Raw genomic sequence first — 12,374 nt, forward strand, 5'->3', positions numbered from 1 at the left:
GTCGCGGTGCGTCTCGATGTCGAGGTGTACGGGGAGATCACCCAGCACGATGTCAAGGTGCTCGAACTCTCCGCGCTCAAGGGTGTCTTCGAGGACGTCGTCGACGAGACCGTGTCCTACGTGAACGCTCCGCTGTTCGCGCAGGAGCGTGGTGTCGAGGTACGGCTGACGACCAGCTCGGAGTCCTCGGACCACCGCAACGTGGTGACCGTGCGCGGCACCCTCAGCGACGGCCAGGAAGTCTCGGTCTCCGGCACGCTCGCCGGCCCCAAGCACCACCAGAAGATCGTCGCCGTCGGCGAGTACGACGTGGACCTGGCACTCGCCGACCACATGGTGGTGCTGCGTTACGAAGACCGTCCGGGCGTGGTCGGCACGGTAGGCCGGGTCTTCGGTGAGGCGGGTATCAACATCGCAGGCATGCAGGTGTCCCGCTCCGCGGCGGGAGGCGAGGCTTTGGCGGTCCTCACCGTCGACGACACAGTCCCGCAGGAAGCGGTGAACGAGGTCGCGGGCGAGATCGGTGCCACGTCGGCCCGGTCGGTGAACCTCGTCAAGTGAGTGGGATCGGCCCCCGGGACGGCCGAACAGCAGGGCGAAGCGCTGTGGCAGAGCCTGCTCGCCCGGCTGATGGAGAGGGTGCAGGAGGTGAGGGACTCGGCCGCTCGCGGGGCGGGTTCACCAGCAACTCCTTCTGAGCGCCGACGATTCATGCCGTCCGTTGTCCCTGGTTGTCACGCCGGGACAGCGGGCGGACTGCACGGTACAAGACTGGCTTCGGAGTTGAGCACCGACCTCACAAAGCGATCGACCGATACGCCATGGCCTGATCGACCACTTCATCAGCCGAGAGCTCCCGCTCCAGTGGCCAGAAGATCAAGCCGCAGACGTGACCGGACGGGCATCCCAGGATTCTGTCGAGCCTCTCCAGCCAGCAGTCCACCTCGTCGTCCGAGGTGTAGTCCGCTTGGATGATCCGCTGCACGAGCGCAACCAACTCCGCGCGATTCATCTCGACAGCACTCATTGAGTCCCTCCAGCGAGTCAGCCTGGTGGGACACAGGATTGCCCGGACGGCTCCCAGCTGACAAGAAACCCCGGACCAAAGTGGAGAGCTGGAGTCTCCACTCGTCCCGGAACGGTCAGCGTCAGGACAAGCGTCTAGGCTGCTGTGAGTTGTATGAGCTCCGCAGCGCACTTGCACGGCGCCATGGAGCCAGAACGTATCTACATCTGATACCTGATCGTCGTGTCATGGTGGGGAGAGACCGTGGTGCGGAACCGCTCGGACCGGTGGCCGTTAGTAGGCCGCGACTCCGAACTGGCGGCATGTGTGGCCGCGTTGGCCGACCGCAGGTGTCACGGGCTTGTGGTGGCCGGGCCGGCCGGAGCGGGCAAGTCCCGGCTGGCAGAAGAGTGTGTGGAGCGGACCGATGCGGGGGCGCTGCGGGTAGAGCGGGCTACGGCGAGTGCTGCAGCGCGTACGGTCCCGTTGGGAGCCATCGCACATCTGCTGCCTTACGGACTGGACTTGTCCGACCCGGTGGCTGCCTTCGCCGTGGTCGCCGAACGACTGACCGGCGGCCCAGGGCGGCGAGTGCTGCTGATCGACGACATGCATCTGCTGGACGCGACGTCGGCGGTGCTGTTGCGGCAGCTGATGGATGCCAGGGTCATCATGCTGCTGGGGACCCTCCGCACGGGTGAGCCGTACGGGGACGCTGTCGCGGCACTGTGCGACGGGGACGGACTGCACCGGGTCGAGGTGAACGTGCTGCCTCCTGAGGAGATCGATGCGTTGCTGCATGCGGTGCTTGAGGCGCCGATGGCGCAGGCCGGCCTGCGCGCACTGACTGCTGCGAGTGGTGGCAACGTCCTGTACCTGCGTGAGCTGGTCCTCGGTGCGCTGAGCACCGGAGACCTCACGCGCGATGGGGAACTTTGGCACCTGCGCGACGGCCGACAACGGTTGCCGGGCACCATGCGGCTGACCGAACTGATCGATCGCCGGCTCGCTTCCGCCGATGCCGCGGGGCGCACCGTTTTAGAACTGCTGGCCCTGTGCGAGCCGTTGTCCCTCGCCGATGCCGAAGTCCTGGCCACACCGGACGAGCTGACGGCCCTGGAGCAGTCTGGGCTGATCCGCGTCGTGCAAACCCGACGGCGTACGAGTGTTTCCCTGGCCCACCCACTTTACGGCGAGGTGCTGCGTGCGGGTCTCCCGGTCCTGCGCCGAAGACACCTGCTGTTGGAGCAGGTCGCACGCGTTGAGGCACGAGGCGTCCGACGCCGCGAAGACCCCCTGCACATAGCGACGTGGCGGCTGGCCGCCACCGGCACGGCCGACCCCGATCTGCTCCTGCAGGCTGCTGTACTGGCACGTCACGCCCACGACTACCACCAGACCATAGCCCTGCTCCAGGCGCTGCCCGAAGAGCACCGAACCATGACCACCCATCTGCGACTGGGCGAAGCCTTCCTTGAGCTGGGCCGCTGGGACGATGCCGAGACGGCACTCACCCACGCCGACGCGCTGGCGGTCGGCGAACAGGACACACTGGCGGTCACCTTGGTCCGGACGACAAACCTTCTGTGGAGCAACGCTCCTGTTGCCGAGGCGCTGCTGGTCAACGACCGTGTGCGGGGCAGGATCACCAGTCCGGCGGGCCGCCGGCAACTCCAGGTCAACGAAGGCTTTCTGCGCATCGCGTCGGGACGGCCCGCTGAGGGCCTGGCCCTGCTGATGGATCTGAAGAGCGAACTCGGCCAGGACCTTCACGTCAACGTCTGGTTGCGAGGCGCCTGGATGAAGCCTGCTGGGCTGGCGCTGATGGGCAGGACCCGCGAGGCCGTCGTCTGGGCGGAGCACGTCCATGGCGTCCACCGGCAGATCCACAAAGAGGCTCTGGCATCCCATCCTGCTTTTCAACGCATCCCCCTCGTGCTCGCCCTCACCGAAGCCGGCCGACTTGCCGACGCCCGCCGAGAAGGCGAGAACGCCTATGCGGAACTGACGGCCTCCGGTGCGGGTGTTCGTGTGTGGATGGCTGTCGTCCTCGGCCGTACCGAATGGCTGGCCGGCCACCCCGCAGCGGCTCGCCGTTGGTGGGCCGAGGCGGCCGCCCTCGCCCGCAGCATCGACCACTCCATGGCGCTGCGCGTGGTTCTTCCCGGGCTGGCCGCCTGTGCAGCTGTGACGGGGGACCTGCACACGGCTGAGGGTCTGCTCGACGCTCACCGCGCCCTGCCCGAGCTGCCTCCCGGTCCGCTGTCCGCCGGGGAGGAACACCTGGGAGAGGCATGGCTACTGGCAGCCCGCGGACAGCTGGGCAAAGCCCGATCCGTCCTGACCGCCGCAGCTGAGAAAGCCCGTACGACAGGCCATCTGACCAGCGAAGGCATGCTGCTCACCGACGTCGCTCGGCTGGGCGGCGCAGCACATGTCGTGGACCGACTGGCCGAGCTCGCCCAGCAGTGCGACGGGCAGTTCGCGCCGGCCCGCGCCCACCTTGCTTCGGCACTGGCCGCCGACGACCCCGATCAGCTTTTGGATGTCGCAGACGCCTGCCAGAGCATCGGCGCCGATCTGCTCGCCGCAGAGGCCGCGACGGCAGCGGCCTCCAGTACCGCGCTGGCACATTTTCCCCGTCGTATCCTGTCGGCCTCCCGCCGGGCGGCTGTGGCTGCGACCCGGTGCGAAGGTGCCCGCACACCCTTGCTGACCTCGATCCTCACCCCCACCCCGCTCACTGACCGTGAACAGGAGATCGCCTTGCTCGCTGCGGCCCGCAACACCAGCAAGGAGATCGCCCACACTCTGACGCTCTCGGTGCGGACCGTCGAAAACCATCTGCAGCACATTTACGCGAAGCTCGGCGTGACCACGCGCCGGGAACTGGCGCAGACCCTCCGCGTACCACCGGGAGTGCAGTCCCACCAGTCTCACAGCCCGTCGTAACGTGATCCCGGTCCAGCCGTGCACCGGTTCGAGCGGCGTGCCACCGCAGTCGGCCGGTGATCGCAGCGCGTCCTGCTGTGCGGCAGATCGATGTAAGTAGCGCCTACTCATCCTCTGGGACACCGCCACGGCCATGCTCTTCATCAGAGAGTTCACCGTTCGTCCAACGCAAAGAAACGGTCGTCACCATGGGGGAGCCGATGAAGAGAAGAGCGTTAGCCCGCGTCACTGTGGTGGCCGCGATGATGGGTTCTGCCGTGGTGATCGCGGGAGGACAGGCGAACGCGGCCACAGGTGTCGCCAGAAGCGGGACAGACGTGGTCGTCAACGCGGCAGCCGGCCGAGCGAACAACATCACGATCAGCCTGTCGGGAACCACCCTCATCATTCAGGACACGGCAGACACCCTTGCTGCCGGTACCGGTTGCAGTCTGCTGAGCAACGGCACGGTGGCCTGCCCGATCGACCTCGTCAACACCTCGGTCGTCGTCAACGCCGCAGACGGCAACGACACCATCAACAAGACCGCCCCCATCCGCGGGGAACTCAACGGGGGAGCGGGCAGAGACACCATCACCGGCGGCTCTACGCAGGGCAACACCAACGTTCTCAACGGTGGACCGGACAACGACACCGTCAACGGTGGCCCCGTCTCGGACGTGCTCGTCGGAGGAACCGGCGCCGACACACTCAGCGGTGGCGGCGGCACCGACATCGCCAGCTACCTGGACAGCACCACGGGCGTGGTCGTCGACATCGACAACACCGCCGACGACGGGGCGGGCGGAGAAGGCGACAATGTCCTGACCGACGTGGAGTTCATCTACGGAAGCCAGTTCAGCGACACGATCACCGGAAGCGCGGGCAACAACGCCCTTCTGGGCTTCGGTGGCAGTGACCGTCTCGACGGCGGGGCGGGCAACGACAGTCTCGTGGGCGACCTGATCGGACAGATCGGCAGCTTCGGCTCCGACACCCTCATCGGCGGCCTCGGAAACGACACGCTGGACGGTAAGGACAACATCTCCGGAAACGACACACTCGACGGCGGCGCGAACACCGACACGTGCCAGTTCGACACTGGTGACAGCGTGGGTCTGTGCGAAGGATAGGAACCAGAAGGTCTGCGGCCAGCCGGCGCCTGGGCAAGCGGTCCGGCCAAAACCCGGCCAGGTGACGATTTCTGGGCAAGGCGCCGCGGCGCCTTGCCCAGAACGCCGATTCGGAAGTTCTGCAGCGCACGCGACTTCGAGGACTACGCGAGGCCCGAAACCGCTGCAACCATCGACGGCGTAGGCGACGGCCGCCCTGCGCGGACGCACCCGCTGCAGGCCGAGGTGGCGGAGCTAGCGCTCACGGTCCTGCGGTGTGGGTGCCGGGCGACGAGTTGGGCGGCCATGTGCCGGTGCAGGCTTTCCTGACTGGCCGTAACGGCACGAAACGGTAACGAACGAATCCACATGCTGTAGTGGAACAACCGCGAAGCGTAACGTCCCCATTCCTGACGGCTCTTGGGGGAGCAGCCGGGTATGGGGGAGGGGATGTCATGCCTGTCATGACACGCGTTCGTGAGCTGTCTGAATCCATCGGGCCCCGTGTGGCCGCCGCCGTGTGCGCAGGACTTCTGGTCGTCCCGCTGACCGGGTGCAGTGCTGGAGGGGAAGAATCAGCCGGGGCCTCGACGGCACCGGCCACATCCACCGACTCCGCAGCGCCGCCGACCACGTCGGCGCCGGGCGCCACGCCTTCGGCCGTCGACACCTCGACGGCCGGGGACACTGCGCAGGCGGCCTCGCCGGAAGAGGAACCGGCGACCGAGGACGAGTCGGACGCCTCCGCACTCTGGGGCACGCGCTACTCCGGTACCGCCGAACTGTCCGTCGACGTCTACGACTTCTGCGCCTCCGACGGGTCGCGCCGGCTCGCGGACAGCCAGAGCTACTCCCTGGACGCGACCCTCGACCTCGGCCGCCCGCGAAGTGCGGGAGACGAGACGGAGGACAACCCGTTCTCCCTGCTGTTCGCCGCGGGCGATCCGGCCGACGCAGGTGCGGTGTCCTTCTGGTCCTCGGCGGTCGGGACCGCGTCGAGCGAGGATCTCGCGGGCAACTCCCGTGATCCGCAGGCGCTGCTGACGTACTGGGATGTGGACTGGTCCGACGGCGAACTGGACGCCCGGCTGACCGATCCGCACACGGATCAGGCGGTGGCCCTGAACCTCTTCAACTGGTCGAGTCCGGTGGTTGCCTGCCGCGCCGATCTGGGCCTCCTCCCCGGGGGCTATCCGCATCCGCTCGCCGTGGACACCACCTTCTCGGGCCAACTCGACGCCTCCACCGCGTCGTTGAGCGCCGAGGGCGACAGCACCGACAGCCTGATCGAGTTCCGGTTCGAGTTCGACGGGACCGCGTCATGAGGTGGAGCACTGATGACGGCAGATGACTCCGACCTGCTGGACGGCTGGGGCCTGCGGATCGCCTCCTGGGCAGCGCCGCGCGAGGTCGCACTGGCGGCCCAGACCACACGGGCGTACGCCGCCGGTGGAGCCGCGCGCCGGCGCCTCTACGCCGCCGGCGGATCGGTGCCCGGCGGCATGGGGGGTGGGGCGGCCAGCCTCCTGCCGGCGGTGCTGGACGCCCTGGCCTGTACGGCCGACGCGCTCAAGGCGGCACTGGGCAGTGCGCAGTTGGCTAACGTCCTGTCGGCCACGGCTCTTGTCATGGGTCTGCGCGCCGAACGGGCCGCCCGCGCCCCGGGGCGTATGCGCGAGGAGGCGCCGCCGCAGGCCGCTGCCGCCCCAGCACCTGCGCCCGGGGTGCTGGACGTCGAGGTGATGCGAGCCCTTCTGCGGATGAGTGAGCGGCTCCGGGCCAGAGGTCTCGATCCGGCGGCGGCCGACGAGTTGGCGGCCGACGTCACGGCCCGGCTGCTCGCGCAGGACGATCCCGGCGGGGTGGTCGACTTCCTCGATGCGCTCATCGGCCAGGAGCCACCTGAGACGACCGTCGGCGGCCGGCGCCGTACCCGAAGCTCACCCCGGTCACCGAGCGGGGAGGGCACACGCGGAACACGGCGGCCACGGGGAGCCGTGTCCGCCGTGTCGAGGCTGCTGTCCCGTCTTCGCCGACCGCACGGTGGAACGGGCCCCGCACCCCTCGCCGGTGACGAACGGACAACCCCCTGATGGACCCCGCACAGGCCAGGCATCCGGGCCGACGCGCCCCCGCAGCACCTCGGACCCCCGCACCCGAGCCGCCGCCCTGGCTGTGGGTGTGTCTGGTGCTCTTCGTGCTCCAGGTCCCCGGCTTGCTCGGCCAGGTCTCCCACCGGGGGAGCGGCCTCGGGGAGATCGACGGTGCGCAGCAGGGGCGGTCCGTCACCGCGATGCTCAGCCTGGTTCAACTGCTCCCCCTTGGCTTCCTGCTCGCGGCTGCCCTGGCCCTGCTCGCCCCGCGGGCACGCTGTCGCTACGTGGAGAGGCGCTACGGACTGCTGCCCCCAAACCACCCGCTGATGGCACCGGCGGCAAGGACCGGCTCAGGGGCCGGTGGGACTGCGGCGCCGCACTTCCACGAGCAGATGACGACCGTACTGAACGAGCACGCGTCCGGCGCCGAACTTCGGGTGAGCACCCGGCCCGGGCCCTTCGCCCGGGTCTACCCGGCCGGCCTGCGGACCGCACGGATCGGCGTGTTCGCCCCGTTCGTCCATCTGTGGCATGCCGACCCGCAGGCGGCACATGCCGTCCTCATGCACGAGATCGGACACCTTCGCCACGGCGACCAGCACGTCGCCGGGCTCGGCAGCCCGTTCACCGCCCTGGTTCGCGGCTGGCCCTACGTCTTCGCAGTCCTGGTCGTCCCGCCCGTGACCTGGCTGTTCGTCACCGGCGACGCCACCGCGGGGCCAGTTCTCGCCGAGGTGGTCCTGATCCTGTGCAGCCTGCCCATGGTGCTGCTGCTCGTGGTCGCCGCACTGTGGTCGGCCGAGCTGGCGGCGGACCGGGGCGCCGTACGGGAGTGCGGCGCGGAGGCCGTCGTACGCGCGCTGCGAGCGTCGCAGGAGGGAGACCGCGGAGGGCTCGCCCGGCTCCACCATCCGCCGATCCGGCTGCGGGTCCGCTGCGCACTGCGGGCGTCGGACCCTGCCGCGCAGTCCTTGCTGACCCTGCTGTGGCCCCTCGCCCTGCTGGCCAAACTACTGACCGCCGTGCTGGGTGCCCTGGCGGCGTACGCGCTGCTGGGGGCGCGGCAGGATCGTGTGGCCGGGCACGTACTCGGCCTCGCTCACACGTCCCTCACGGCAGATCCCGCCTGGTGGGCGACGCTGGCGGTGGTCCTGCTCTGGCCGACGGCCACCGCGGCGCTGGCCCGCACAGGCCGCCGGGCAATCCATGCCACCCCGACAGTCCAAGCATCCTGGACCGCGCAGGCCGTCCGACTGCCGCGGCCCTACGCGATAGCTGCCCTGCTCCCCGCGGTGCTGCTCCTCCTGGGCATGCTGCCATTGGCACCTGGTCCGACGCAGGACCTCTTCCCGGACGACCGCCGGACCACGCATGTATCCCCGACGGCACCGGGGTTGGGACAGCCCGACAACGCCACGCTTACGCCCACGCCGTGCCTCGGCTCCGCGCCACCGCCCGCTCCGGCGCGACCACCGGGCCTGCCAACCTTCGGCGCCCGGCGCGACACCCCCTCAGGGACGCCGGTGGCTCCTGTGCCGGACGGACCGCGCACCTTCCGCACAGCGGCGGTCGTATCGGCCGAAACCCTGTCCGGTTCGCCGCAATGGGCCCACAACTTCGGGGACCGCCTCCGCGGAACCCGCTGGACCCTGCACACGGACGGTCGGCTCACCGCAGACACCGCGGAGGTACCCGTCCTGCGCTCCACGGCTGTGCACGGGACGACGCGCCTCTTCAGCGGCCGCCGCACGACGAGCACCGGCGTCGGCACCACGACGACCTGGATGGAGGCCCGACTCGTCGCCGACAGAAACGGGCCGTCGCGACTCGACCTGATCAGGGCGTCGGTACAGACCCTGCAGACCGACTCCGGCTGCCGTGCATCGACCTCCACCACCAGCACGTCGATGCGCCTGTCCCTGGATCTGCAGGAGCAGTGACGCTGCCGCCCGCCCTCACGAACCGGTGGCGGTACGCGCCGACTCTCTCAAACGTGACGTCTCCAGGAGGCACCGGCCGGGCCGTCGCTGCGCCATGCGGGGCCATCTCTGCGGGCGCGGGCAGCAGTCCTGTGGCGGCCCGCTGTGGTGCGGTCGTTCCGGTCTATCCCCGCTTGCATGAAGAGCGGTGCTTTAGGACCTCAACCTCTGGGTCAGGTAGGCGTGGCCGGAGGTGCTGCACCGGTCCGCGGCATGGAAATGGCCGATGATCGGGGGCGGCGAGCGGGCGTCCCATGGGAATATTCTTCTGCAGCCCAGGGGTCGACGAGAACTCTTGCCCTGCCTCGCGTTCATGCCGAAGGGAGTATGCGTTGATCGAGTGGGTGCGGATCAGCATAGGCGCCAGGGCCGTTCCCCAGCCCGTTGCCACTCCGATTGTCTGGTTCGCGGCCTTCACCGGCGCCCTGCTGCTGGTGGCGATCACCAACCATTTCGGCGAACACGGACATCCCGGCACGGCCCTGCTCGCACTGTCCCTCCTTGCCGCTGTACTCGGACTGTGCGCCCGCTTCACTGCCGCACCAGGCACCGCCGTACTGTGCTGGCTGCTGCTCAACGGCTTCGCCATCCCGCCCCTCGGACACGTCACCTGGGCCGGACACCGCGACACCGCTTGGCTCGCGTGCCTCCTTGCCGCAACGGCTTGCGGAACCGCCCTCGCCCGCATCGCCAACGCCCGCGCCGCGTACCGACGTATTACCTGAGCCTGGCATTGACGGTCTGTCATCGAACTCTGCCTCGAAGAACATGGCCTCGAACCTTCTCGCGTTTCGGCTGAGCGCCGGACATGAAGGTGGCCTTCGCCTGGTTCTACTCTCGTCACAGTGGCGCTTAGCCCTGCCCAGGCCGTGCCCGGTGCACCTCTCCGCCACTCGCCCCTGGTCGGCCCCAGGCCCGCGGGGATACTCCGGTGGACGACTGATGGCTCTGTGCGGATACTCCGTCGACGCCGCGCTGGCGGGGCTCCTCCGCGATCACCACCTCAACCGGCGCCAAAACCCACCACAGGCGCCGCCACGACGATCACGGCGACTGGCACGCCAGCGCACAGAGCAACCTCTTCAACCGCATGATCGGCCAGCTTCACCACTGCCTCCAGCACCGCGGCGCTGGTGTTCTGGGCGACACGACCGGGGGCGTGGGAGCCGGGGAAGGGGGATTCAGTCCATCTGTGCCGACAGCCGTGCGAGGGCCGGCCGGGGAGGATGGCGTCGACGGCTACGCGATCGTGCTGCACCGCCCCGCGCAGGCCGACCCGGCGGCCTTGACCGCCCGCCACCCCCTCGCCCAGGGCCGTCCCTCCTCCTTGAGTACGCCGACGGAGCCCCTCTCCCCTTCGGGCACGACGGGGAGGTCCGGCTCTCCGCCGTCCGTGCGGTGGAACTCCGGGTGTCTTCGGGGTCGGTCCGGGGCCTGGTGCCCGCGAGGCGCTGACCTCAGGAGTGCCGGACCGTGACCCCAGCGCCGATCGTGCGGTTCACCGGCCGCGCAGGCCCGCGCTGATCACCTGCCCGGCCTGCCGGCAGGTTTCTCCCAGCCGTTCCAGGTGGTGTGCGGGATCCGTCAGGACGCAGAGGGCCGACACCGGAGTGCCGGTTGCTCCGAGCAGCGGTACGGCCGCGCAGCACACCCCGCTCATCACTTCCTCCCGGTCGAAGGCGACGCCTCGCTCCCGGATCGCGGCGGCCTCCCACGCCCACGACGCGGGAAGCGGCCTCAGCAGGGGATCGGGGCCGGCTCCGGCCAGCAGCACCTTGCCGGCCGTGGTGAACCAGGGCCAGGTCGTACGGGGCTGCAGCGAGACCGGGTGCTCGGCCTCACCGGCACTCCACTCCACCACCAGGGTCTCGTCCCTCCACAACACGGAGAGCCCCACCGCCATGCCGGTGGCCTCCACCAGTCGGCGCATCGGTTCCCTTGCCGCGGACCGCAACCGCGGATGAGGCTGCCACTCCCGCCCGAGGCTGAACATCCGAGGACCCACCCGGTAACTCCCGCGGCACCGTTCGAGCACACCGAGGTCGGCCAGCTGCTCCAGCAGCCGGTACGCGGTCGACTTGGGCAGCTCGCACTCCGACGCCAGCCTTGTCACCACTGCCTCCTCGGTCCGTTCCACCGCCGCCAGCAGGGCGAAGGCACCTTCAAGTACGCTCCGTCCGCCGGCGCCCGCAGCGGCGGCCGCGCCCGCCGTGGCAGTCGAACCGATCGTGCCGGCGCCCGCACCGGCGGGTTCCGACGGCGGCGGGGCACTGCCTGGCCCGGTCCCCAGGGCTCGTACCGCCGTCCGTGTCTCCAAGGTCATCACGTCATGCCCGGTCACACTCTCGCCCCCCGTTCGGCTGTCGCGCGGACGACGGGCGACGGCCTCCGCCGCCGTGCTCGGACGGAACGTGGCCATCTCCCGTCCGTTCGACCGCACCCCTGCAGACTGGCACCGGGGTGTGGCGTAAAACCTTGTCGAAGGGTTGTCGCTTCGCGCACACGTCCCGTGGAAAGAGGAGGACGCTTCCTGAAAAGGGAGGCGGAGCACATGGTGGACGTGCAATTGCTCGGGCCCGTCGAACTGTCGGTGGGGGGCCGCGTGGTGGAGGTGGGACCGCCACAGCGCCGTACGGTGATGGCAGCCTTGGCGGTGGACGTCGGCCGGCCCCGTCGCCACCGAAGTGGTCATTGAGCGGGTCTGGGGCACGCATGCGCCCGACGGGCGCGGAACGCGGTGCACGCCCATGTCGCCCGGATCCGGCGGATGTGCGAGCAGGCGGCCGAAACGGCGAGGGAACCCTTACACCTCGTGCGGCGCTCCGGCGGGTACTTGCTGGAAGCCCGCCCGGACCAGGTCGATGTGTACCGGTTCCGGCAACTGATCGAACAGGTGCGAACGGTGGAGCGGACCGACCCGGCTCGGGCACGGCTGTTCGCCGAGGTGCTCGGGCTGTGGCGGGGAGAACCCCTGTCCGGACTGCAGGGACAGTGGCCCGCGCGGATGCGGGAGGCCTGGCGGAGGCAGCACCAGGATGCCGCCGTGGGGTGGGCCCGCGCGGAACTGAACCTCGGTGATCCCGCGTCCGTCATCGGCCCGCTGACTGATCTGCTCGGCCAGTATCCGCTGGCGGAACCGCTGGCCGAGGCACTGATGCAGGCACTGCACGACACCGGACGTGGCGCGGAGGCACTCGACTGCTACGTGGCCGTCCGTGAACGGCTGGCGGAGGAACTGGGTGCCGATCCG

9 protein-coding genes and 1 pseudogene are annotated in these 12,374 nt (G+C 69.5%); 8 read left to right on the forward strand and 2 right to left on the reverse strand.

All coding sequences use genetic code 11. The features are described from left to right. A partial coding sequence (locus ACFVH5_RS26130) for an ACT domain-containing protein (RefSeq protein WP_385836207.1) occupies positions 1 to 561 on the forward strand: 561 nt, incomplete at its 5' end. Between the two features lie 235 nt (positions 562 to 796). Here ACFVH5_RS26130 and ACFVH5_RS26135 read toward each other — a convergent pair. Then, entirely contained in the window at positions 797 to 1,027 is a 231-nt protein-coding gene (locus ACFVH5_RS26135; RefSeq protein WP_385836208.1) for an e9imm peptide, read from the reverse strand. Positions 1,028 to 1,273: 246 nt separating this feature from the next. Between ACFVH5_RS26135 and ACFVH5_RS26140 the strand changes: the two genes are divergently transcribed. From ACFVH5_RS26140 to ACFVH5_RS26165, 6 genes are all read left to right on the forward strand, one after another. Then, complete coding sequence (locus ACFVH5_RS26140) at positions 1,274 to 3,958, forward strand: LuxR C-terminal-related transcriptional regulator (protein ID WP_385836240.1); 2,685 nt, start codon at positions 1,274 to 1,276, stop codon at positions 3,956 to 3,958. Positions 3,959 to 4,014: 56 nt separating this feature from the next. Next, the gene (locus tag ACFVH5_RS26145; protein ID WP_385836209.1) at positions 4,015 to 5,070 is read left to right on the forward strand and encodes a calcium-binding protein; all 1,056 of its coding nucleotides are present in this window, start codon (positions 4,015 to 4,017) and stop codon (positions 5,068 to 5,070) included. Between the two features lie 443 nt (positions 5,071 to 5,513). Then, positions 5,514 to 6,374 carry a hypothetical protein gene (locus ACFVH5_RS26150; RefSeq protein WP_385836210.1) on the forward strand — a complete coding sequence of 287 codons (861 nt, stop codon included), beginning with the start codon at positions 5,514 to 5,516 and terminating at the stop codon, positions 6,372 to 6,374. A gap of 12 nt (positions 6,375 to 6,386) precedes the next feature. Continuing rightward, positions 6,387 to 7,142, forward strand: a complete 756-nt coding sequence (locus ACFVH5_RS26155; protein ID WP_385836211.1) for a hypothetical protein — start codon at positions 6,387 to 6,389, stop codon at positions 7,140 to 7,142. Next, a complete protein-coding gene (locus ACFVH5_RS26160; RefSeq protein ID WP_385836212.1) occupies positions 7,142 to 9,085 on the forward strand; it encodes a hypothetical protein in 1,944 nt (647 codons plus the stop codon). The genes ACFVH5_RS26155 and ACFVH5_RS26160 overlap by 1 nt, the downstream gene beginning before the upstream one ends. A 371-nt stretch (positions 9,086 to 9,456) precedes the next feature. Further along, a complete protein-coding gene (locus tag ACFVH5_RS26165; protein ID WP_384800918.1) occupies positions 9,457 to 9,849 on the forward strand; it encodes a hypothetical protein in 393 nt (130 codons plus the stop codon). Positions 9,850 to 10,622: 773 nt separating this feature from the next. Here the strand turns inward: ACFVH5_RS26165 and ACFVH5_RS26170 are convergent. Next, positions 10,623 to 11,414 carry an IclR family transcriptional regulator gene (locus ACFVH5_RS26170; RefSeq protein WP_385836241.1) on the reverse strand — a complete coding sequence of 264 codons (792 nt, stop codon included), beginning with the start codon at positions 11,412 to 11,414 and terminating at the stop codon, positions 10,623 to 10,625. 477 nt (positions 11,415 to 11,891) lie between these two features. On the opposite strand from ACFVH5_RS26170, the pseudogene ACFVH5_RS26175 reads away from it, so the two are divergent. Beyond that, positions 11,892 to 12,350 (forward strand): annotated as a pseudogene (locus ACFVH5_RS26175) (BTAD domain-containing putative transcriptional regulator); the annotation flags it as partial. Positions 12,351 to 12,374 lie beyond the last annotated feature (24 nt).

Origin of the sequence: Streptomyces sp. NPDC127119 (genome assembly GCF_042677425.1) — a bacterium.
GTDB lineage: Bacteria > Actinomycetota > Actinomycetes > Streptomycetales > Streptomycetaceae > Streptomyces.

What these genes read in the sequence shown, in the direction of transcription:
- ACFVH5_RS26135 (WP_385836208.1), bottom strand. Translation starts at nt 1,027, where the DNA reads ATGAGTGCTGTCGAGATGAATCGCGCGGAGTTGGTTGCGCTCGTGCAG.
- ACFVH5_RS26150 (WP_385836210.1), top strand. Translation starts at nt 5,514, where the DNA reads ATGACACGCGTTCGTGAGCTGTCTGAATCCATCGGGCCCCGTGTGGCC.
- ACFVH5_RS26155 (WP_385836211.1), top strand. Translation starts at nt 6,387, where the DNA reads ATGACGGCAGATGACTCCGACCTGCTGGACGGCTGGGGCCTGCGGATC.
- ACFVH5_RS26160 (WP_385836212.1), top strand. Translation starts at nt 7,142, where the DNA reads ATGGACCCCGCACAGGCCAGGCATCCGGGCCGACGCGCCCCCGCAGCA.